This window comes from Streptomyces sp. CB00455 (assembly GCF_001905445.1).
In the GTDB taxonomy this organism is placed as follows: Bacteria; Actinomycetota; Actinomycetes; order Streptomycetales; family Streptomycetaceae; genus Streptomyces.
Window position 1 is genome coordinate 169,219 of sequence record NZ_LIVQ01000005.1, and the last position, 21,798, is coordinate 191,016.

At 72.5% G+C, this 21,798-nt stretch carries 22 protein-coding genes and 1 pseudogene; 15 read left to right on the plus strand and 8 right to left on the minus strand.

The annotated features are described in order from the left end of the window. Nucleotides 1–49: 49 nt before the first annotated feature. Both AMK16_RS20985 and AMK16_RS20990 read right to left on the minus strand, forming a co-directional pair. Nucleotides 50–1,240: an MFS transporter gene (locus tag AMK16_RS20985; protein WP_073918091.1), complete on the minus strand. Its 1,191-nt coding sequence runs from the start codon at nt 1,238–1,240 to the stop codon at nt 50–52. A gap of 104 nt (nt 1,241–1,344) precedes the next feature. Then, complete coding sequence (locus tag AMK16_RS20990) at nt 1,345–2,760, minus strand: MFS transporter (protein ID WP_073918093.1); 1,416 nt, start codon at nt 2,758–2,760, stop codon at nt 1,345–1,347. Between the two features lie 139 nt (nt 2,761–2,899). Here AMK16_RS20990 and AMK16_RS20995 point away from each other — a divergent pair, with 139 nt between their 5' ends. Together AMK16_RS20995 and AMK16_RS21000 are read left to right on the plus strand one after the other, a co-directional pair. Beyond that, nucleotides 2,900–3,721: a helix-turn-helix transcriptional regulator gene (locus tag AMK16_RS20995; protein ID WP_073918821.1), complete on the plus strand. Its 822-nt coding sequence runs from the start codon at nt 2,900–2,902 to the stop codon at nt 3,719–3,721. A gap of 99 nt (nt 3,722–3,820) precedes the next feature. Continuing rightward, nucleotides 3,821–4,018, plus strand: a complete 198-nt coding sequence (locus tag AMK16_RS21000) for a hypothetical protein (protein ID WP_073918094.1) — start codon at nt 3,821–3,823, stop codon at nt 4,016–4,018. Between the two features lie 493 nt (nt 4,019–4,511). On the opposite strand, the gene AMK16_RS21005 is transcribed toward AMK16_RS21000, so the two are convergent. The 3 genes from AMK16_RS21005 to AMK16_RS21015 form a co-directional block, all read right to left on the minus strand. After that, the gene (locus AMK16_RS21005; protein ID WP_073918096.1) at nt 4,512–4,709 is read right to left on the minus strand and encodes a hypothetical protein; all 198 of its coding nucleotides are present in this window, start codon (nt 4,707–4,709) and stop codon (nt 4,512–4,514) included. Nucleotides 4,710–4,842: 133 nt separating this feature from the next. After that, nucleotides 4,843–6,510, minus strand: a complete 1,668-nt coding sequence (locus AMK16_RS21010) for a PP2C family protein-serine/threonine phosphatase (RefSeq protein WP_079191629.1) — start codon at nt 6,508–6,510, stop codon at nt 4,843–4,845. A 188-nt stretch (nt 6,511–6,698) separates the two neighbouring features. Continuing rightward, complete coding sequence (locus tag AMK16_RS21015) at nt 6,699–7,199, minus strand: MarR family winged helix-turn-helix transcriptional regulator (RefSeq protein WP_073918098.1); 501 nt, start codon at nt 7,197–7,199, stop codon at nt 6,699–6,701. Nucleotides 7,200–7,301: 102 nt separating this feature from the next. Here AMK16_RS21015 and AMK16_RS21020 point away from each other — a divergent pair, with 102 nt between their 5' ends. The 11 genes and pseudogenes from AMK16_RS21020 (at nt 7,302) to AMK16_RS21070 (ending at nt 17,716) form a co-directional block, all read left to right on the plus strand. Further along, a complete protein-coding gene (locus AMK16_RS21020; RefSeq protein WP_073918100.1) occupies nt 7,302–8,495 on the plus strand; it encodes a PP2C family protein-serine/threonine phosphatase in 1,194 nt (397 codons plus the stop codon). Between the two features lie 228 nt (nt 8,496–8,723). After that, nucleotides 8,724–10,007, plus strand: a complete 1,284-nt coding sequence (locus AMK16_RS21025) for a PP2C family protein-serine/threonine phosphatase (protein ID WP_107417205.1) — start codon at nt 8,724–8,726, stop codon at nt 10,005–10,007. Beyond that, the gene (locus AMK16_RS21030) at nt 10,004–11,674 is read left to right on the plus strand and encodes a sensor histidine kinase (protein WP_338014463.1); all 1,671 of its coding nucleotides are present in this window, start codon (nt 10,004–10,006) and stop codon (nt 11,672–11,674) included. Before AMK16_RS21025 ends, AMK16_RS21030 begins: the two co-directional genes overlap by 4 nt. Nucleotides 11,675–11,676: 2 nt before the next feature. Further along, nucleotides 11,677–12,129: a response regulator gene (locus tag AMK16_RS21035; protein ID WP_073918829.1), complete on the plus strand. Its 453-nt coding sequence runs from the start codon at nt 11,677–11,679 to the stop codon at nt 12,127–12,129. A 25-nt stretch (nt 12,130–12,154) separates the two neighbouring features. Further along, a complete protein-coding gene (locus AMK16_RS21040) occupies nt 12,155–12,529 on the plus strand; it encodes an STAS domain-containing protein (protein WP_073918102.1) in 375 nt (124 codons plus the stop codon). 111 nt (nt 12,530–12,640) lie between these two features. Continuing rightward, nucleotides 12,641–13,066, plus strand: coding sequence for an ATP-binding protein (locus AMK16_RS21045; RefSeq protein ID WP_073918104.1), 426 nt, complete (start codon nt 12,641–12,643; stop codon nt 13,064–13,066). A 103-nt stretch (nt 13,067–13,169) separates the two neighbouring features. Then, the gene (locus tag AMK16_RS21050; RefSeq protein ID WP_073918106.1) at nt 13,170–13,448 is read left to right on the plus strand and encodes a GlsB/YeaQ/YmgE family stress response membrane protein; all 279 of its coding nucleotides are present in this window, start codon (nt 13,170–13,172) and stop codon (nt 13,446–13,448) included. Between the two features lie 138 nt (nt 13,449–13,586). Then, nucleotides 13,587–13,865: pseudogene (locus AMK16_RS21055) on the plus strand (lipase); the annotation flags it as partial. A gap of 563 nt (nt 13,866–14,428) precedes the next feature. After that, complete coding sequence (locus tag AMK16_RS21060) at nt 14,429–15,064, plus strand: LysE family transporter (protein ID WP_073918108.1); 636 nt, start codon at nt 14,429–14,431, stop codon at nt 15,062–15,064. A gap of 807 nt (nt 15,065–15,871) precedes the next feature. Beyond that, complete coding sequence (locus AMK16_RS21065) at nt 15,872–16,306, plus strand: C40 family peptidase (RefSeq protein ID WP_073918831.1); 435 nt, start codon at nt 15,872–15,874, stop codon at nt 16,304–16,306. A 192-nt stretch (nt 16,307–16,498) separates the two neighbouring features. Next, entirely contained in the window at nt 16,499–17,716 is a 1,218-nt protein-coding gene (locus AMK16_RS21070) for a phospholipase D-like domain-containing protein (RefSeq protein ID WP_079191632.1), read from the plus strand. A gap of 30 nt (nt 17,717–17,746) precedes the next feature. Here the strand turns inward: AMK16_RS21070 and AMK16_RS21075 are convergent, their stop codons facing one another. After that, nucleotides 17,747–18,625, minus strand: a complete 879-nt coding sequence (locus AMK16_RS21075) for a YihY/virulence factor BrkB family protein (protein WP_073918110.1) — start codon at nt 18,623–18,625, stop codon at nt 17,747–17,749. Nucleotides 18,626–18,706: 81 nt separating this feature from the next. Continuing rightward, on the minus strand, nt 18,707–19,561 hold the full coding sequence (locus AMK16_RS21080; protein ID WP_073918111.1) for an SDR family NAD(P)-dependent oxidoreductase: 855 nt from the start codon (nt 19,559–19,561) through the stop codon (nt 18,707–18,709). Nucleotides 19,562–19,645: 84 nt separating this feature from the next. Here AMK16_RS21080 and AMK16_RS21085 point away from each other — a divergent pair, with 84 nt between their 5' ends. Both AMK16_RS21085 and AMK16_RS21090 read left to right on the plus strand, forming a co-directional pair. Beyond that, on the plus strand, nt 19,646–20,098 hold the full coding sequence (locus tag AMK16_RS21085) for a MarR family winged helix-turn-helix transcriptional regulator (RefSeq protein WP_073918113.1): 453 nt from the start codon (nt 19,646–19,648) through the stop codon (nt 20,096–20,098). Between the two features lie 44 nt (nt 20,099–20,142). Further along, nucleotides 20,143–20,748, plus strand: coding sequence for an IS5 family transposase (locus AMK16_RS21090; protein WP_073918115.1), 606 nt, complete (start codon nt 20,143–20,145; stop codon nt 20,746–20,748). 21 nt (nt 20,749–20,769) lie between these two features. Here AMK16_RS21090 and AMK16_RS21095 read toward each other — a convergent pair whose 3' ends face one another. After that, on the minus strand, nt 20,770–21,735 hold the full coding sequence (locus tag AMK16_RS21095; protein ID WP_031098779.1) for an NAD(P)-dependent alcohol dehydrogenase: 966 nt from the start codon (nt 21,733–21,735) through the stop codon (nt 20,770–20,772). Between the last annotated feature and the right edge of the window lie 63 nt (nt 21,736–21,798).

Below are 21,798 nucleotides of genomic sequence, written 5' to 3' on the forward strand. Positions count from 1 at the left end.
CGGCGTCCGCGCCCGCCGCCTCCCGGCGCCGCGCCGGCCCCGCCGGGGCTCAGGTCCCGGCGCGGACCGGACGGCGCAGCAGGTAGAGGCCGGCGGCCGAGACCAGGACGGCCATGCACGCGATGAACACCAGGCCCGCACCCTCCAGGCCAAGGGGTCCCACGAGCACCCCCACCCCGATCACGGGCACCGAGATGCCCGCGTACGCCACCACGAACAGGGTCGAGATCACCGCGGCGCGCCGGTCCTCGGGAGACGCACCGGCCACCGCCGACAGCGCCCCGCGGAAGGCCAGTCCCTGCCCGACCCCGCCGACGAGCGCGCTGAGCACCACCATCGCCGACAGCTCCCACCGCAGCGCGCCCGCGAGCAGCGCGAGCCCCGCCAGGAGTACGGCGCAGCCCAGCGGCAGTGAACGCCCCACCCCGACACGGCCGACCGCCAGCTGCCCTGCGGTCGAGGCGAAGAAGGCCAGTGCGACGAAGAGTCCGATCACCGCACGGTTGTCGATGTGCAAGGACTGCGCGAGGAACGCCGGGCTGACCGAGGTGAACACCCCGAACAGGGCGAAGCCCACGAAGGCGGCGATCGCCGCGGGCCCGAACACCGTCCGCACCTGCGCCGGCAGGCCCGGCCGCTGCGGTCGTACGGAACTCGGCGGGCGCCGCTCCCGTACGGTCTCCGGGAGCCACAGCAGGCAGGCCGCCGAGGCCGCCACGAGGACGAGGTGCACGGCGAAGGTCAGGTGGAGGGGCCAGGGGGCGTACTGGGACAGCACCCCGGCGAGCAGCGGGCCGCAGCCCAGCCCGCCCATGTTGGCGGCCGTCGCGACGAACGTGGCCCGGGAGGCGTCCCGCGGCGGGGCCAGCTCCATGACGTAGGCCGTGGCGGCCCCGGTGAACAGGCCGGCCGAAAGTCCCGACAGCAGCCGTCCCGCGTACAGCCAGCCCAGTGCGCTCGCGCACAGGAAGCAGACGGCGCTCGCCGCCGCACAGGCCAGGCCCGCCAGCAGGACCGGCCGCCGGCCCAGCGCGTCCGAGGCGTTGCCTGCCAGGAGCAGGACGCCGATGACCCCGAAGGCGTACACGGCGTACACGACGGTCACCGTGAGCTCGGAGAAGCCGAACTCCTCCTGATAGAGGCCGTAGAGGGGGGTGGGCAGCGTGGTGCCGGCCATGCACACGGCGAAGACCGCGCCGCTGAGCAAACACGCGCGCCGCCCTCGGCGATCACCGTCCATGCCGCCGACGGTAACCCCGCCCGCCGCCGTTGCCGGGCAGGGGAAGGGGGGCGGTCCGCGTCATCACCCTCATGACTCACCACCCCCGCTCCCCGGGGCCGCGGCTACGAGGTCTTCCGGCGGCCGAGGCCGACAGCCACCAGCAGCGCCGCGGCGATCACCAGGGCCGCGTCGATCACCAGGACCGTCCGCACCCCGTCGAAGAGCGAGGCCTGCGTCGTGGCGAGGACACCCAGCAGGGGGATGCCGACGGTGAGGCCCACCTGCTGGGTGGTGGTGACCAGCCCGGTGGCCAGCCCCTGCTCCTCGTCGGGCACGCCGCTCGTCACCGTCAGCCCGTACGAGATGATCGCGCCGAGGTGGAACATGCTGGCCAGCGACACGGCTACGGTCGCGGTGAGCGCGCCCGACTCCGCTCCCACGGCGAGCAGTGCGGCGACGAACACGCCCTGGCCGAAGAGGGAGCCGACCAGGGTGCGCCGGGCGCCGAAGCGGCCGATGACCCGGGGGGCGCAGGACCCGGCGAGGACGGAGGCGACGCCCTGGACGCCGAAGACCAGACCCGTGCGGAAGGACGACAGGCCCAGGGTCTCCTGGAGGTAGAGGGTCAGCACGAAGACGACCGTCGACATCATCGAGAAGGTCACCAGTCCACCGATGTTGCCCCAGGCGACCGTGCGCCGCCCCAGCATCGGCAGCGAGACGAGCGGGGCCGGGGACCTCCACTCCACCACGGCGAACGCGACGAGCAGGGCGAGCCCCGCGACCAGGGCGCCCCGGACGTCGGGGCCGCCGAAGCCGCGCTGGGCCGCCGTCGACAGGGCGTAGATCAGCGCCAGCAGGCCGCCGGTGACGGTGACGGCGCCCGGTACGTCCAGGCGCGGCCGCTCGGGGGTGCGCGATTCGGGCAGCAGTCCGGGCGCGAGGAGCAGCACGATCACCGCGGCGGCCGCGAGCAGGCCCATCGTGGAGCGCCAGCCCAGGGTGTCGGTCATGACGCCGCCGAGCACCATGCCGATGGTGAAGCCGAGGGACAGCAGCGTGCCGGAGATACCGAGTGCCCTGTCGCGCAGGGGGCCTTCGGGGAAGGTCGTGGTCAGCAGGGACATGCCGGTCGGCACGATGACCGCGGCGCCCAGGCCCTGCAGGGCGCGCCCGGTCAGGAAGGAGGCCGGGTCCCAGGCGAAGGTGGCGAGCAGGGAGGCCGCGCCGAAGACGGTGAGCCCGGTCAGGAAGAGCTTCTTGCGGCCGTAGAGGTCGGCGATGCGGCCGAACAGGAGCAGGAAGCCGCCGGAGGGCAGGGCGAAGGCGGTGACCGCCCACTGGAGGGCGGACCGGCTCAGGCCCAGGTCCTTGCCGAGGGCGGGCAGGGCCACGTTCAGTACGGAGAAGTCGAGCGCCACCATGAACTGCGCAGCGCAGAGTACGAAGAGGACCAGCCTGGCCCGGCCGGAGAGCCGCTCGTCCTCGGGGGCCGCCGTGTGCGGCGCGGGGGTCGTCGTGTGTGTGTCGATCGCCATGTCCCCACCTTCGCGGCCCGGGACTGCCCGTGAAGAGTGGGAACTTATCCTGTTGGCGGTACCACCAGGCAGCCGACGGGGGGATTTCGTGGCCGTACCGATCGACAGGCACCGCCGGAGCGAACTGCGCGAGTTCCTGATGAGCAGGCGCGCCAGGGTGAGCCCGGCGCAGGCCGGCCTGCCGGACGGCGGTGCCCGCCGCCGCACCCCCGGTCTCAGACGCGAGGAGGTCGCCGTGCTCGCGGGCGTCGGGGTGTCCTGGTACCAGTGGCTGGAGCAGGGCCGCGACATCACGGTGTCCTCGCAGGTGCTGGACTCGGTCAGCCGGGTGCTCCGGCTGACCAGCGCCGAGCGCCGGCACCTGTACGTGCTCGCGGGGCTCAATCCGCCGGCCCTGGAGGTGGCTCCGGGCGACCGGGACATGTGTGACGGCCTGAAGCGTCTGATCGATGCCTGGATGCCGTTCCCCGCGCACATCATGGATGCGTACTGGAACATCGTGGTGTACAACGACGCGGCGGCGCTGGTGCTGGGGATGCGTCCGGAGATCGTGCAGAACTGCCTGATCGCCTTCTTCACCGATCCCCTCTACAAAGCGTGTTCGCCGCATTGGGAGGAGATCGCCTGCCGCGTGGTGGCGCAGTTCCGGACGGCCTGCTCGGAGCACCCGCAGGACGAGGGGTTCCAGGCGGTGGTCGAGGAGGCGCGCGAGCTCAGCCCCCGCTTCGCCGAGCTGTGGGACCGGCGGGACGTCCAGCCCGGCGGCCAGCTCCTCAAGCAGATGCAGCACCCCGTCGTCGGCGCGCTGCACGTGGAGTCGACCCAGCTGCGCGTCCCGGCCCGCCCCGATCTGTCGATCGTGCTCCACACCCCGGTGCCGGGCACGGACACGGCCGCGAAGCTGGAGTGGCTGACCTCGCCGGAGGGACGGCGCGGGTCGATGTACCCGGTCGCCGGTTAGTCCGGGCCGGGGCCGCCGCCCAGGGGTGTCCGCGGGGCGGCGGGGCAAGCGGCCGTACGGGGCGTGCGCGCGGCGCGCGGGCGTGGTCGGATCGTCGTCATGGATGGTGTCGATGAGGGATTCGCAGCCGCCGGGCGCGCCAGGCAGGCCCGCCGGGCCGCGCGCAGGACCGTCGCAAGTCATGCGAGGGACGGTGCCGAGCTGGCCGTCTTCCTCGGCATGCTGGATCTGCGCCCCGAGATCGACCATCTCCCCCGCGGTGTGGACGAGGACCTGAGCAGCTTCAACGACACGTGAACCGGCTGTGCGCGAGCGCCGGCGCGGGCCACGTCTCGATGCCGGGCGCGGTGCGCCCCGGCTGGAGCGGGCTCGTGGTGATCCCGGGTCCGGGCCCGCTACCTGCTGTCCCTGGCCAGGTTGTAGGCGAGGACCAGGAGGGCCACCGCCATCACCACCAGGTGCATCCACACCGGGGCCGCCGTCACGCCCTCGCCCGCCGCTGTCGTCCAACTCATCGCTGCCTCCTCCGGGTCCCGCAGTCCGGCCGCGGTGCGTGCCGGCGCAGGACCGACTCCAGTACCGCCCTTTGAAAGGCCGGCAGATCCGGTCCCACCAGCCGGCTGACGTCCCGCAACCGATGGACTTTCTTTCCGGTCATGCAACGCGTCTGCCCCGGACCGGCCCAACCACGCACCGGCGGGGGCCCGTTCGCGTCCGGACACAGCTGCGGGCCGGGTCTCCGGGAAGGACGGGATGCCGTCCGGGAGTTCCGGCCCGCGCCGCGCGGCGGTCAGCGTCTGCGGTTCCGGCTGCCCCAGCTACGGGCCCGGCCGCCCCAGCCGCTGCCGATGCCCGCCAGGTGCAGGGCCAGGAGCATCAAGCCGAGGATCATGACGTTGCCGGAGGAGAACACGCCGTTCGTGGCGATCTCGGCGGCGTTGATGAGGAATGCGATGAAGAACAGCACGGCTGCGGCTATGGCCAGCATGGAACAGCTCCTTCTCGAAGAGGTGAGGAGCGTGTACCCCCGCATGACGCGGCCATCCACGCGTCGCTGCTGTGCCGTCCACGCGTTGCTGCTGTGCCGTCCACGCGTCGGCTGGACACCCGGCCGGGGCGGGTCATGCGGTGTACCTGCCCGGCCCGCGCCCTCCCACCGCGCTGAGGTGGTGGGTGCGCGGTGCGGTGATCGCGACGACGGCCATGTCGTCGTGCCGGCCCGCGCCGATCCACTGGGCGGCCTGCTTCTGCAGGCGGGCCACGACCGCCTCCGCCGGCAGTCCCGCGCATCCGGCGAGCGCCTGCTTCAGCCTCGCCTCGCCGAACAGGTCGGCCCCGAGGGGACCGCCCCTGGCCTCGGTGAAGCCGTCCGTGAACAGCACGCAGGTTTCCCCCGGGGCGAGTTCCGCCCGTACCGTCACGGCTTCGACCTCCGCCAGTGCCCCCACGAGCGTTCCGTACGTCGGTGCCTCTTCCACCCGGCCGTCGGTGCGGACGATGAGCGGCGGGGGGTGCCCGGCGCTGGTCAGCCGGAGCCGGACGGTGCCGTCCCGGCGCGCCGCCGAGGCGAGCACCAGGGTCGCGAAGCGGGTGTGGTGCGAGCTGAGCAGTGCGCCGTTGAGGAGGCGGAGCATCCGCTGGTGGTCGGGGGCCATGGGCAGCAGGGCGTGGAGCGTGTTGCGGATCTTCCCGGTGAGCACGGCCGCGTCCAGCCCCTTGCCGCACACGTCGCCGAGGACGACGAAGGATTCGGGGCCCTCGGGGGCGGTGGCGGGGTGGACGTCGTAGAAGTCGCCGCCGATCCGGGCCCCTTCGCCCGAGGGCCGGTAGCCGCCCGCGAACTCGACGCCGTCGATGTGGCGCAGGACCGGGGGCAGCAGTTCGCGCATGAGCGTCTCGGTGATCGCGCTCTGCTCGGCGTACAGCCGCGCGGCGCAGAGCGCGGCGCCCGCGAGGGCGGCGAACAGCTGCGCGAAGACCTCTTCACCGTCGGTGAAGGACGCGGTGTCCGGGCGGCGCAGCAGGACGAGCGCTCCGGCGGGCACGCCGTGTCCGGGCAGCGGGATGACGACCGCCGATCCCACGGTGCCCAGTCCGTCGGGCACCAGCCAGGCCGGCGCCGCCGCGGCATCGGCCCACCGGGAGGGGACCGGCGGGAAGCCCTGGAGCGCTTCGGGCAGGCCGGGCACGAGGGAGGGGTCGATGTCCAGCCGGCCGGCTTCGGGGTCGTGTCCGCGGCGGCAGGAGACGACCGGCACGGTACGGCCCGAGTCGGGGCCGATCACCACGGCGCCGTCGGCGATGTGGTCCGCCGCGAGCTGCGCGGTGACGGCCATGCAGCGGTCCACGTCGAGCGAGGACAGCAGCGCACCGGAGGCCCGGCCCAGGAACGCCGTCCGCCGGCGCTCCTGGGCCAGGGACGCGGCGGCCTCGCGGCGGTCGGTGTCGTCGAAGAACCACCACGCGACGTCACCGTCGTCGAGGCGGGTCGGGTGCGCCGCGAAGCTGCGGCCGCCGACCGGGCCCTGTGCGGGGTCGAGCGCCTGCCCCGCCCCGGTGGTGCGCCGGTCGGCCCCGACGAGCCGGTGGGCGTCGGCGAGCCAGCGCGGCACCGTGTCGCAGAGGAGGGCGCCGGCGTGGGCTCCGGGGAAGATCCGGGCGGCCGCCTGGTTCACCAGGGACAGCGCGCCGTCCGGATCGACGACGAGGACGGGGCAGGGAGCGGCTGCGATCGCGAATCCGGTGACGGTGCGGCTCGTCGGGGCACAACGCCCTGGGGAACTGGCCATAGACAAGGACTCGCTGTGCGGGCCCCTCACCCCTTCACGTCGGACGGCACAACACAGTTTCCCCTCGGCAACCATCCACCATCCGCGGCCGTCGGCGCAATCCCCTCTCCCGGGGCACCGGCATCATCACCCGCGCCCGCGACGGACCGTACAGGCGTACGCCCAGGGGCAGTCGGCCGTCGGCCCGGTCAGGCGCTGCGCGACTCCACGCCCCGCTGGGGCGGCAGGCGCAGCGGGGCGGCGACCGCCGCGCTGAAGTCCGCCAGGCCCGTGGCCAGTGCGGCCCGGGAGGCCGCCGGCATGGCGGCCATCGCCTCCGTCAGCGCGGCTTCCCGGCGGGCCCGCAACTGCTCCAGGTACGTCCGGCCGGCCGGGGTCAGCGCCAGCCGCAGCTCCCGGCGGTCCTCGGGCCGGGTGTGCTTCTCCAGGAAGCCGACGGCCTGGAGCCGGTCGCACAGCCGGGTCACGGACGGCGGCGCCGCTCCCAGCAGCTTCCCGAGCGTCCGCAGGTTCATCTCCTCGTTGCCCTCGATGAGGAAGAGGACCCGGGCCTGCGCGGAGGAGACGGGGGGCGCGCAGACGGTGTCACGGCCCCGCTCCCACACCACTTCCAGCAGCTCGATCAGCCCGCTCATCTCCGCGACGGCCGACGTGAGCGGTCGGGGGGAGCGGATCGGGCCCTGGCTCATGTGACACTCCCTACCGGATGTACGAGCTGCCCTTCCCCTGCGGAACCGGCGGCTTCATGGCACCCCATAGTGACAGCATCGAGAGAGGCAGGACCCGGGCCGGTGGCAAAACCCGAGGGAGTCGAGCGCATTTTGCGCAGTGCGGCGCCGCACGAGCTGTTCGACAAGATCAAGGACGTACTGTCGGAGCGGTACGGTGCGGACTGCGTGGAACTGCTGATGGCGGATTACGCCATGACCAGACTCCAGCCGGTCACCGCTCTGCCCTACACGCGGGAGCCGCTGTCGGTGCACACCAGTGCGGCCGGCCGGGCCTTCGGTGCGCAGAAGGCCCACGTGGTCGCCGACGGGGCCGCGGGGACGGCCGCAGTGACCGTCCACCTCCCGGTCAGCGTGCGCGGAGACCGGCTGGCGGTGCTGAGCGTGGGCTTCGCCGCGGACACCTACTCGTCCTCGCTCCTGCCGGAGCTCCAGGACGTGGCCGACGCGCTGGCCCACGAGATCCTCGTCGCCGAGCGCGACACCGACCTCTTCCTCCAGGCGCGGCGGGCGACACGGCTCACGCTGGCCGCCGAGATGCAGTGGCAGCTGCTTCCGGGGCGCTCGTGCTCGCGGCCCGAGTACGACCTCGGCGGGCAGCTGGAGCCCGCCTACGCCATCTACGGCGACAGCTTCGACTGGTCGGCGTCCGCCGACCACCTGACGCTGACCGTCAACAACGGCATGGGCGAGGGGATCGACGCGGCGCTGTTGACCAATCTCGCGGTGAGCGCCCTGCGCAACGCCCGCCGGGCCGGACTCGACCTCGTGGGCCAGGCCTCGCTCGCGGATCAGGCCGTCTACGGCCAGTACCAGGGCCGCCGGCATCTGGCCATGCTCCTGCTGCGCTTCTGCCTGGGCACCGGTGAGGTCGACGTCATCGACGCCGGCTCACCGCGGATCTGGCGGCTGAGGCAGGGCTCGGTCGAGGCGATCGAGCTGGAGGCGCAACTGCCGCTCGGCATGTTCGAGGACACCCTGTACACCTGCCAGCGCCTGCGGGTCCTGCCCGGCGACCGGCTCTTCTTCCTGAGCGACGGCGTCTACGACGTCGCCTCTCCGGGCGGGGAGCCGTACGAGCTGCACGCGCTGACCCGGGCCATCACGAACACCCGGCTGCTTCCGCCGTCGCAGGTTCCCCGGGCGGTCCTCGAAGAGCTGGCCGGCCACCGGGGGCAGATCCAGGCCTCCGACGACGCCATGGTCGTCTGTCTCGACTGGCACGGCCGTCCGGACGCGGAGGCTCCCGTGGCGTAGGTCTGCCGGAGCGGAACCGTCCGGGGCATGCGCACACCTGTCCGACAGTGCGTAGCGGTCGGACGTATCGTCGGAGCGGACCGTCGAGCACCACCGCGTGGTCGTGCCGAGATTATTGACCAGTTAAAATGTTGCCTTGCGGCAAATGATCACTTTAAGCTCGCCCGGGACGCGACCGGGCGCCCGCCGGGCTTCCGCGCTCTGTGGCGAGAAAGGAATTGCAACGCCATGGAGAGTGCGCTCGGCCGGGGGTCCCACCACCTCGCCTACCCCGCGGCGCCGTACGTGGCAAGCCGGCCGCTGCCGTCCTCGTCGGTCGAGGAGGACCGCTCACTGGCCCTGTGGAGCGGCCTTCCGCCCCGCGTCCTGCTCATCGAGGACGACGAGGGCGACGCCCTGCTGGTCGAGGAGCTGGTGGCGGACAGCGGGGTCGACGTCCGTCTCGGACGGGCCCGCACCCTGGCGCACGCGTTGTCGCAGCTCAAGGCCGAGGCGCCCGAGTGCGTCCTGCTCGACCTGCACCTGCCGGACGCCCAGGGGCTCGACGCCCTGAACGAGGTGCTGGCCGGCTCGTCGGAGGCCGCCGTGGTCGTCCTGACCGGCCTCTCGGAGGAACAGGCGGGACTTGCCGCCGTCGCCGCCGGCGCGCAGGACTATCTCGTCAAGGGCCGCCTGGAGCCCGACGTCTTCATGCGGGCCATCCGCTACGCGATCCAGCGCAAGCGGACCGAGCTCGCCGCGGCCGCCCTGCAGACGAGCAGACTGCGCGCGGCGGAGAACGCCCGTCTGGAGCGCGGTCTGCTGCCGACGCCGCTCCTGTTGGACGACACCGTCTCGGTCTGCGCCCGCTACCGGCCCGGCCGGGCCCAGGCGCTCCTGGGCGGGGACTTCTACGACGTCGTCCAGACCCCGGACGGATCGACGCACGCCGTCGTCGGGGACGTCTCCGGACACGGCCCGGACGAAGCGGCTCTGGGCGTCTGCCTGCGCGTGGCCTGGCGGGCCTTCGTGATGGCCGGGGCGCGGGGGCAGGAGCTCCTGGATCTCCTGGAGAGGATCCTGGTCGCGGAACGCTCAGGACCTGAGATCTTCGCCACCCTGATCGCGCTCACCCGTTCGCCGGGCGCCACCGGGATCTCCGTGCAGCGCGCCGGCCACCCCGGTTTCCTGGTGAGGTCCTCCGGTGGGGTACGCCTGGAGGAGGTCCCCGGGGGGCCCGCGCTGGGCATCGTGCCGGATCTGGCCATGGCCTGGCCCGTCACCGAGGTCCCGGTGGACCCGGACGGCGCCGTGATGCTCTTCACCGACGGACTGATCGAGGGCCGCATCGGCCCGGGCCCCGAGCGCCTGGACGAGACCGGGCTCCTCGACATCGCCCGCCGCCACGGCGATCTGCCCGCCGAGCAGTTCGTCGACACCCTGATCTACACCGCCCACAGCCTCGCCGCGGACTGCGGCGGGCTGGCCGACGACGTCGCCGTACTCCACCTCGAATGGAACATCTCTTCGTGAGCGCCCCTGACCAAGCAGCCCTCCCGACCGACCGCCCGGCGGCAGCCCGCCGCGGGCTGAGCGTGCAGGGGTGGTTCCTGGCCGCGCTCGCCCTGCTGGCCGTCATGGTCCTGACCACGGCCGCCGTGGGCGCCGCCCTGCTGGCGGGGACCACCAGGGCCGGTGACCGGCTGGTCGACAAGATCGCTCCGGCACAGCGGGAGGCCCTGAAACTGGAAGCGGCCCTGCTGGACCAGGAGACCGGGCTGCGCGGCTACCAGCTGACCGGCGATCCGGGGCTGCTGGAACCGTACGAGCGCGGCATACGGAACGAAGCGGGCGCGGCGAAGAAGCTGTCCGCGCTGCTCGGCGAGGACGACGCCCCCCGGGCCGACGTGCAGGCGGTGCAGGACGCGGCCCGTGCCTGGCGGGACGAGTTCGCGACCCCCGTCATCGCCGCGACCCGCAGCGGGCAGACCCCTCCGTCCGCGCAGGCGGGCAAGGAGCGCTTCGACGAGGTGCGCCGGCTGATCAAGACCGAGCAGACGCAGCTGGACCGGCTGCAGAGCGAGGCGCGCGCCACCTTCGGGCAGGCCCGTTCCGAGCGCGACCACATCCTGATGGCGGTGGTCGTGGCCTTCCTGCTGGCCGGGATGTGCCTGGCGCTCCTGATCCACGTGAGCGTCGTACGGCCGCTCGGCGCGGTGCGGGCCGCCTCGCGGCGGGTCGCGGGCGGCGACTTCGGCCAGGAGATCCCCGAGCGCGGTCCCTCCGACCTGCGCTCGCTCGCTCGCGCGGTGGAGGCCATGCGCCGCCGGACCGTCGACGAGCTGACGTCCTCCCGGCTCAACGCGCAGGAACTGGAGCGGACGGCGGCGGACCTCGACGCGCAGGCGGCGGAGCTGCGGCGCTCGAACGCCGAGCTGGAGCAGTTCGCGTACGTGGCCTCGCACGACCTCCAGGAGCCGCTGCGCAAGGTCGCCTCCTTCTGCCAGCTGCTGGAGAAGCGTTACGGCGACCGCCTCGACGAGCGCGGCGCCCAGTACATCGGCTTCGCCGTCGACGGCGCCAAGCGGATGCAGGTGCTGATCAACGACCTGCTGACCTTCTCCCGGGTGGGCCGCGTGCAGGACGCGCGCGAGCAGGTCGACCTCGGCGGCACGCTCGACCGGGCCCTGCGCAATCTCACCGCCGCCGTGGAGGAGAGCGGGGCGCAGATCACGCGGCCGCAGGAGCTTCCCGAGGTGATGGGCGACCCGACCCTGCTCACCATGCTGTGGCAGAACCTCGTCGGGAACGCCGTCAAGTTCCGGGCTCCCGGGCGCCCACCGCACGTGGAGATCGCCGTGCGGACCGACACCGAGAGCGATCCCGGCTTCCACACCTTCACGGTCACCGACAACGGCATCGGGATCGCCCCCGAGTTCGCCGACAAGGTGTTCGTCATCTTCCAGCGGCTCCACGGCCGGGAGGCTTACGGGGGCACCGGAATCGGCCTCTCCCTCTGCAAGAAGATCGTCGAGCACGCCGGCGGACGCATCTGGATCGACCCGGCGCCCGCCGTCGGCACCCGGATGCTCTTCACCCTGCCCGTGCTCGGCGCCGACGGGGCCGCCCCCGGCTCCGCACCGGACGGCGTCCCGCCCCAGATCTCCGCACCCGCGGCCACCGAAGGAAGTGCCCCGTGACCATGCCCACCTCCCGCCACCAGACGGAGCCCGCGGTCGTCCTGCTCGTCGAGGACGACGCCGGCGACGAACTCATGACGCGCGAGGCATTCGAGGACAACAAGATCGGCAACACGCTGCACGTCGTGCGGGACGGTCTGGAGGCGCTGGATTTCCTCTACCGCCGGGGCGAGCACGCCGATGCCCCGCGCCCCGATCTGATCCTGCTCGACCTCAACCTGCCCAAGTACGACGGCAGGCAGGTCCTCGAACAGATCAAGACCGACTCCGAGCTGAGCCACATTCCCGTGGTCGTGCTCACCACCTCGGCAGCCGAGGAGGACATCCTGCGCAGCTACAAGCTGCACGCGAACGCGTACGTGACGAAGCCGGTGGACCTCGACCAGTTCATCCGGGCGATCCAGCAGATCGATGACTTCTTCGTCACCGTGGTCAAGCTGCCGCGGTCCGTCTGACATCGCAATAGAAAAGGTGGGGAACATGGGTATCAACAAGGACACGCACACGGCCGACGAGCGCGGCAGAGTCGAGACCCGGTCCGAGGGCGAGGTGCGCATCGTCGTGATGGCGGGCGAGTTCGACATGGACAACTCGGACGAACTGCGGGCGGCGCTGGATCCGGAGGCCGAGGGCGTGGAGCGGTTCGTCCTGGACGTCTCCGGTGTCACCTTCGCCGATTCGACCGCGCTCAGCATCATGCTGCAGCCCGCGCTGAACCGGCCGGTCGTCCTCGCGGGCGAGGTGCCGCACCGGCTGGCGCGGCTGCTGGAAGTCACCGGCGCCGACCGGGCCTTCGCGTCCGCCCCCAGCGTGGCCGAGGCGAGCGTGCTGGTCGTCCCGCCGCGGCGCCGCTGAGCCGGCTCCGCAAAGGCGGAGGACTGCAATGTTTGCCTCTGTGATTGCCGGGGCTGGAAGGGGGCACACGGACACGGTCTGCCCGTGCCGAGACCGACGAGGAGGTGGACGGTGCGACGCGAGGAGAGCGGATCGGCGCACACGGTCCCTCGGACCGCCACGCAGGCCAGGGACCACGTGCGCGCGCTCATAGAGCCCTGCGGATCCGGGGACCAGGTCCTGACCGATGCCCTGCTCGTGACATCGGAACTGGCGACGAACGCGATCCGCCACGGCGGCGGGATCGTCGGTTTCAGCGCCTCCGTGTCCCCCGAGGGCCTGCGGCTCGCGATCGCCGACGCCAGCGGGGACGCCCCCGTCACCATGGCCAGAGAGCCGGGGACGGTGCCCCTGGGCGGGTTCGGCTGGCCCCTGATCTGCCGTCTCACGCGCAAGGTTGCGATCAGCCGCCTGCCCGCGGGCGGCAAGAGCATCGAGGTCCTCATCCCGCTGGACGGGCCTGCCCGGCCTGCGGGGGAGGCGCCGGACCGCTCGTGAGCCCCGGGTCTTGACGGCTACGTCCTCCGGGGCGTTTGGAATCGCGGATCCGGTGCAGACGATGCCTTGACACCATCGTGGACGACGAAGCGGGAGACGCATCATGGGCATCATCGCGTGGATCCTCATCGGGCTGCTCGCGGGCGCCATCGCCAAGGCGCTGATGCCGGGCAAGGACCCGGGCGGCATCATCATCACCATGCTCATCGGCATCGCGGGCGGTCTCCTCGGCGGCTGGCTCGGCAAGGTCATCTTCGGCGTCGACTCCATCGACGGCTTCTTCGACCTCTCCACCTGGATCGCCGCCATCATCGGCTCCGTCATCCTGCTCGCCCTCTACCGGCTCGTCACCGGCAATCGCCGCTCGCACCGCCACGCCTGACCCGGCGAAGCGCACCCCGCGCGGCACGCAAAAGACGGCTCCCGCCACCGAGGCACGGTGGCGGGAGCCGTCTTTTGCGTGCCGGGGGCCCGGCGCCGGTCTGGGGGGTACGGGGCCCAGGCGGGCACTGGTCGCGGGTTCCGGGCGGCGGGCGACCCGGCGGAGCGGGCCGGCGGGAAGCTGACCCTGGGCGTCATCCGAGAGGAACTGACGCGGATCGTGGAGCAGCGGGCGGCCGGGGATCCGAACCTCCACTACCTGGACGGCCGTGAACTCTACGGCGAGGCCGACCACGCCGAACTGCCGCTGCCGGACGACCTCCACCCGGACGCCGCCACGCACCGCCGCATGGGCGAGCGCTTCGCCGCCCGCGTCTTCGGCCCCGGCGGCCCGTTCGCCGCCCCCGGCCGCGCGTGAGCCGGCCGGCGGCCTGAGCACCCACCCGGGGCGTCGCCCGGCCACTCACGGCCCCGCGCACGCACTCCTCCAGGCGTCGCCCGGACGCTCACTGCCCGTCCTGCGCACTCCTCCAGGCGCCGCCCGGGCGCTCCCGGCGTCGTGTACGCGTCCCTCCCGGCGTCGTGTACGCGTCCCTCCCGGCACCGCGCGGGCTCACCCACACCCCGCGTGCCCACTCATCCGGCCGCACGGGCGCTCACGGAGGCTCATGGCCGCGGCCGGGCGCCGGCGCTCGTCGGTCCGCTCGGTCTCCCTCCGGCCTCGGGCCCGGGGCCGGCCCGGGCCCCCCCTGCACCTGTCGCTCCACGAGTGCCGCGCGCGAGCGACATGTGGCGAGGGCGTGCGGCCGGTCCCACCGCCCAGTGCCGTCGCACGGAAAACGGTTTGCCCGGGCGGCAGCGTTGCGGACACCATCCCCCCATGACCACGACCTCCGCCTTCCTGCCGCCGACCTCCGCCGCCCGACGGGTGCGGGTCCAGCAGCAGCCCGGCCGGCCGCGGAGGACCACGCCGCCGCGCACGTGAGCGCCGCCCTCGTCGCGGGACTGCTCGCGGGCTACGGCATCGCCCTGCCCGTCGGAGCGGTCGCGGCCTACCTGGTGGCCCTGACGGCCCGGACGTCCCTGAGGACCGGGGTGGCCGCCGCGCTGGGAGTCGCCACGGCCGACGGACTCTACGCGCTGATCGCCGTGGTGGGTGGCGCCACGATCACCCCGTTCGTCCAGCCGGTCACGGTCCCCCTGCGGTGGGCTTCCGGCATCGTCCTGATCGTGCTGGCCGTCCGCAGCGCCGTCGCCGCCCTGGGCCTGCGCCGCGGCGGGCCGGCGCAGGCCCGGGCGGACGCGGCGCCCCCGACGCCCGCACGGGCCTACGTGTCGCTCCTGGCGATCACCGTGATGAACCCCATGACCGTGGTCTACTTCGCGGCGCTCGTCCTCGGCAGCGACATCACGGCGACCACGACCCGCCCGCAGCAGGCCGTTTTCGTCGTCGCCGCGTTTGCCGCGTCCGCCGGCTGGCAGCTGTGCCTGGCCGGGGGTGGAGCCCTGCTGGGCCGGCTGCTGACCGGCTCCCGCGGGCGGCTCGTCACCACGCTCGCCTCCAGCGTCCTGATCACCGTCATGGCCGTGCACCTCCTGCTCGCGGCGCCGCCGTGAGCCTGCTTCCTCCCTCAGCCCCCTCCCCGGCCCGGCGGTGGGTTCGCGGTGGTCCGCCGGTCAACCGGCGGGCCGCCGACCGGCGTTCGCGGCGGGCGGGGAATGCGGAATGCACCCCGGCGCGGGGCCCGGCGGCCGGCCCGCGCGTTTCACCCGCGGCCAACGGGCCTCCCTGCCGTCCCCCTTGGGACGTCCCGTCGCGCACGGTCCGCCCAACAGCCCCTTTCCGTGGCCTTTCCTGAGGTCCCTCTCACGTGAAGTGATCTCCTGCAGGCTCCCGCTGCACCGTCCGCCGTGATACCGCCGGTTAATTCCGGCAGGGCGCAATCCCGAGATGACCCCCCGGCCTCGCATCCCGTCGGTGCGGGGGATTTCCCATCTGGCCACCGTGCGCCCGGGCATAGCGCCGCCCATGGGCCGCCGCCGTACCCCGAAGGGCGGACCGGGCGCGCTCAAGTAGCCCCCGCATCGAATCCCACTTGTGGATGATCTTGTCATCTTCGCCGCCCTTCACCGAGAAACCGCAGGTCACAGCCCACAGTCGCCGGACAATTGGGCCGCCTGAGCGAGAACACCAGCGCTCACGAAAGACGTTCTTTACGGAAACGAGACAGGTTTTACCGTGTCCCGGACCTCATATCGGATGGCATCTCTGAAAACTTGTCGGCTGTCACGTCCGTACGGAGGGGAACCTTTCGAGAAGCCGACCGATTGTCTTGCATTCCCGAATGCGGAGGAATCACGTTGTCCCACTTGTTCACGGACTCCTGCAAGGCCCCGCACGGCCACTGCGCCGTTCGTTCCGCCCTGAGACCCCACGCCTTCCTCGCCCTGACTCTCATGGCCCTCGCGACCGTTCTGGTCCCCTCGACCCCCGCCTACGCCGGCGCGCCGTACAGCAGAAAAGCCCTGGCCATCGCCGCCTCCAAGGAAGGCGCCCCATACGCGCGGGGCGCGTCGGGGCCCCGCCGGTTCGACTGCTCGGGACTCACCCTCTACGCCTTCCGCAAGGCCGGCCACACCCTTCCCCGCACGGCCGACCAGCAGTACGCGCACACCGCTCACATCCCGGCCCACCGGCGCGCTCTGGGGGACCTCGTCTTCTTCCCCCGGGGCTCGACCATGGGGCACGTGGGCATCTACGCCGGCCACGACAAGATGTGGCATGCCCCCCGACCGGGCACCAAGGTGCGGCTGGAGCGGATCTGGACCCGGAACGTGCGCTACGGGCGTGCGACATGACCCCGCCGTCGTCATGATCCCCGCGCCCCGCCATCCCACGGTCCGTTCCCGCCTCCGGGAACGGACCCGCCGTCTCGCCCTCGCCCGCCGCCCGGCCCCTCCCCCGGCCCCGGGAACCGTCCCCGGGAACCGTCCCCGGAACCGTCGGATAAGGTCCAGGGCGGTAACGGGACCGATCGAGGAGCCTCCGGCATGACCGACACAGAGCAGCGGCCGGCCCGCGCGACGGACGTGACGGCCGACAGCCGCACGGCGGACGAGCGGATCCGCCGCATACGCCGCCGCCTGGAGCGGCTCATCGGCATCGCCGCGACCGAGGGCAACGCCCTGCGTCCGCTGCGCAACGGGGACGAGATCTTCGCCGCGATGCTGGACGCGATCGATTCCGCGCACCACACCGTCGACATGATGACCTTCGTCTACTGGCGGGGCGACATCGCGCGGCGGTTCGCCGAGGCCCTGGCCGGCCGGGCCCGTGCGGGCGTCCGGGTACGGCTGCTGCTGGACGGCTTCGGCAGCCGCCTGATAGAGCGGGACCTGCTGGAGCGGATGAGCGCGGCGGGGGTCGAGATCGCCTGGTTCCGCAAGCCGCTGTACCTCTCCCCCCTCAAGCAGAACCACCGCTGCCACCGCAAGGTCCTCGTGGTCGACGAGCGGACCGCTTTCACCGGGGGCGTGGGCATCGCCGAGGAATGGTGCGGTGACGCACGCAACCCCAAGGAGTGGCGGGACACGCACGTCGAGGTCAAGGGCCCCGCCGTCGACGGCATCGCCGCCGCCTTCGCCCAGAACTGGGCCGAATGCCACGCGGAGCTCTTCGACGATCGCGACCGCTTCGTCAGTCACGAGCCGAGCGGCAGCGCCATCGTGCAGGTGGTCCGCGGTTCGGCGAGCTTCGGCTGGCAGGACATGCAGACCCTGATCCGCGTGATCCTCGAATCGGCGGAGGTGCGGGTGCGCCTGGCCACCGCCTACTTCGCCCCCGACACCTACTTCATCGACCTGCTCTGCGCCACGGCCCGGCGCGGGGTCGAGGTGGAGATCCTGCTGCCCGGCCCGCACACCGACAAGCGGGTGTGCCAGCTGGCCGGACAGCACCACTACGAGGCGCTCACCGCCTGCGGCGTGCGCATCCACCACTACCAGCCGACCATGATGCACGCCAAGATCATCACGATGGACGGCGTGGTCTCCCTGATCGGGTCGACGAACTTCAACCGGCGCTCCCTCGACCACGACGAGGAGGTGATGCTCGCCGTCATGGACGCCGGGTTCACCGCGACCCTCGACGCGCACTACGACGAGGACCTCCGCGCCAGCGAGCCGATCCGCCCGGACCGCTGGCGTCGGCGCTCCCTCCTCCAGCGTGCCCGGGAGACCTCCGTGCTCCCCATCCGCCGCTACCTGTGAGCGCCGCGGGCGCCGCCGCCCGGCCCGGGATCACTCCCCGGCGCGGGCGGCCCGCACCGCGTTGAACTGCGCGCCCGTGAGCAGCGCGAGGTTGGTGAACCACAGCCACACGAGGAAGACGACGATCCCGGCCAGGGAGCCGTAGAGCCTGCTGTAGGTGCCGAACTCGGTGTAGAGGGTGAAGAGCACCGAGGCACCCAGCCACAGGCACGCCGCCAGGGCGCCGCCCGGCATGCCGCGGCGCGTCCCGCGGGTCTGGGCGGGCCCGGTCCGGTAGAGGATCAGGATCAGGGACGTGACGATGACCAGCAGGACCGGCCACCGCAGGACGACCATGGTGTCCATCCCGGCGTAGCCGGCGGCTGCCGCGAGGCGGCGGGCGAGGGGCCCGGTCGCCACCAGGCTCGCGGCGCCCGTGACGAGCAGCGCCAGCAGCGCCGTGGCGGTGAGCACGAGGACGTGGGCCGCGCGCAGGGGCCGCCGGGTGTCCGGCAGCCGGTGCATCGCGTGCAGGGCCCGCCGGAAGACGGCCAGGTAGCTGGAGGCCGACCACAGTGCGCTCAGGACGCCGCTGACGAGCAGCAGCCACATGGACGACGGCTCGGAGGTCAGTCCCTCCAGCGCCTCCCGCAGGACCCGCGCGGACTCGGGAGGGGCGTAGGAGGTCAGGTCGAAGATGAGACGCTCGCGGGTGCCCGCTCCGGTGAGCCCCACGAGGGAGACGGAGACCAGGAGGGCGGGAACGAGCGCCAGCACCGCGTAGTAGGTCAGGGCGGCCGCGTAGTCGGCGACGTTGTCGTTCCAGAGCCGCACGGCGGTCTCGCGCAGGGCGCTGCGCGCCCGTCGCGCGAGGCCGGCGGTGCGGTGTCCCGGGGTGCTCCGAGGGGTGCGGAGAGTGTTCGATGCCACGAACGCATCCTGCCCGCCGCCGCCGCTCTCATCCCCGGCCGCCCGGGTGGCCGACCGGGCCCGGGAAGGGACCCGGGGGCGTCAGCGGACCCAGCCGCCGGTGAGGGTCTGGACCGCCGAGCCGTCCAGGTCGGAGAGCTTGGCTCCGATGAAGTCGCGGGCCCAGTCGGAGGTCTGCACCCGGAAGGCGGGCGTCCGGGCGGTCAGGGCCTCGACGACCGGGGCCGCCGCCTCGGCCGGGGTCTGCGCCTGCCCGTAGGACTCCATCGTGCGCGCGATGTAGGCCTGGAGGGCGGGGGCGTAGGGGCCGGCCGCCGCGAGCAGCGCGGGGACGTCGAGCTCCAGGGCGGCCACGAACTCGCTCGCCACGGCGCCCGGTTCCACGACGGTCACCGCGACACCGACGGTCGCGGCGACGGGGGCCAGCGATTCCATGAAGCCCTCGACGGCGAACTTGGCCGCGCAGTAAGCCTCGTTGAAGGGCTGTCCGACGATACCGCCGACGCTGGTGACGGTGATGACACGGCCACCCGAGGCGCGCAGGTGGGGCAGCGCGGCGCGGGTCACCTCGACCACGCCGAAGAAGTTCACCTCCATCGTGGCGCGTACGTCTTCGATGCCGGCCTGCTCCAGGGTGCCCACCCGGCCGGCGCCCGCGTTGTTCACGACCGCGTCCAGCCGTCCGTACCGGGCGAGCACCTCCTCCAGGCAGGCGGCGATGGAGCCGGGATCCACCACGTCCAGCCGCTTGACCTGCACCCGCTCCGCGACTCCCGCCTCGGCGGCGGCGCGGCGCAGGGGCTCGGCCCTGCCGGTGTCGCGCATGGTGGCGATCACCTGCCAGCCGGCGCGGGCGGCGCCGACCGCGGCGGCGAGGCCGATTCCGGAGGACGTGCCGGTGATCAGGACGGTCTTGGCGGTGCCGGGGGTCTGCATGACGGTCTCCTGGAGCAGAGAATTAAGTGTGTGTGCACACAATATATCTCCGTGCGCACACACACAAACCGGTAAGCTGATCGCATGGCGCGTACCGAGCTGACCATGGGCGATCTCACCCCCCGCGATCACGCCTTCTACGGACTGATCTGGGCCGGGACCACGCTGGCCGCGCGGGTGGACCAGGCCCTGCTGCGGGTGCACGACCTTCCCCTGTCCTGGTTCGAGGTGATGCTCTGGCTCAACCGTCAGAGCGAGCCCGTCGCCGCCTCCGCACTGGGGGCCAAGACCCTGCTCAGCCGCAGCCAGGTCTCCCGTGTCGTCGACCAGCTCCAGGCGCGCGGACTGGTGGCCCGCAGCGTCTCCCCCGCCGACGCCCGCTCCGTCCGGATCTCCCTGACCGCCACTGGCCGCACGGCGTTCGCCGAGGCCGACGCCACCCGGCGTGAGGCCCTGCGGGAGGCTTTCGACGACCGGCTGGACGACGCCGACATCGAGGCCCTGGAAACCGTGTGGGCGAAACTCAAGCGCGCCTAGGGTCTGTTGCGGAAGTGGATCTTGGTCGTGGATGATCACGCCCTGTGGGGCGTGGTGATCTGACGAATGGACAGTGGGCCCGGCTTGAGCCGTTGTTGCCGCAGGGCATCAAGCCGGGCCGTCCGCCGGTGTGGACGCGACGGCAGCTGATAGACGGCATTCGGTGGCGGACCCGTACCGGTGCTCCCTGGCGTGATGTGCCGGAACGCTACGGGCCCTGGGAGCGGGTCTACGACCTGTTCCGGCGCTGGCAGCGCGATGGCACCTGGGCCAGGTTCGTCACTCAGCTCCAAGCTCAGGCGGACGCGAAGGGCCTGATCACCTGGGACGTGAATATCGACTCCACCGTCTGCCGGGCCCACCAGCACGCCGCCGGGGCCTCGAAAAAGGGGATCTGCAAAAGGAACCGCCCGGCGGCATTGCCGTTGAGCCGGCCGACCATGGTCTACCGCGTCCGTAAGCGCCAGAAGCTCGGTGCCCGAGGCGGTCGGCCGCCGAAGTTCGACAAAACCGACTACCGCGAGCGGCATGCCGTCGAGTGCGGGATCAACCGCCTCAAGCGCCACCGGGCCGTGGCCACGAGATACGCCAAGCTCGCCGTCCGCTACGAGGCGACCGTGTTGGTTGCAGTCCTCAACGAGTGGCTGTGACCAGCACCTTCCCAACAAACCCTAGTCGACCCTGACCACGTACTTGCCCCGCACACCGCCCGCCTCCAGCGCCCGGTGTGCGGCCGCTGTCTCTTTCAGCGGGAAGACCGTGTCCACCGCCGGCCGCAGCCTCCCCTCTGTCACCTGGCGGGCGAGGTCGTCGAAGAGCGCACGTTCGGGGTTGCCGCTAAAGAAGCGCACCCGGCCGCGTCCGTGGACGGCGCTGGCCGCGATATAGCCCAGCGAGGCGGCGGGCCGCGTCAGGTCGAAGGCGATGGTGACCATGCGTCCGCCCGGCTTCAGCATCCGCCGCACGGTACGCAGGTCGCGGCCCGCCGTGTCGAGCACCACGTCGAACAGTCCCAGTTCCGCAGGAGACACGGTCCGGTGGTCGACGGCGTGGTGGGCACCGAGCGTACGGACGAAGTCGAGGTTGGCAGCGCGGGCCAGGGCCGTGACCTCGGCACCGTACGCCTGCCCCAGCTGGACGGCGGCGTTGCCGACGCCGCCCGCCGCGCCCCGTACAAGCAGCCGTTCGCCGGGGCGCAGTGCGGCCTTGTCGCGGAGGGCCGTGACGGCAGTGGTGGCCACCGGCAGCGCGGCAGCGGCCACGAGGTCCAGCCCGTCCGGGACCAGGCCGAGCCGCTCGGGCCGTACCGTCACGTACTCGGCAGCGCTGCCGAATCCGGAGCCGCGGCCCAGGACGCCCCACACCTGGTCGCCGACCGCTACGCCGGTCGCGCCGGTGCCGAGTGCGGCGATCTCGCCAGTGAAGTCCAGCCCGACGCGCTGCGGGAACTTCCGGCCGGTGACGAGGCGGACCCGACCGGAACGGACCGCCAGTTCGCCGCCGTTCACGCTGAACGCGCGCACGCGCACGAGGACCTCGCCGGGTGCCGGTCCGGGACGTGGCACCCGGCCCACATACAGCACCTCGGGGCCGCCGAAGCGGTCGAACAGTACGGCTTTCATCGTGCGGTCGTTCATCGTTGCGCTCTCACCTTCGCCACCAGTGGCCCTGTGGGGGATCGTGGCGCCGAGCGTAGGCTG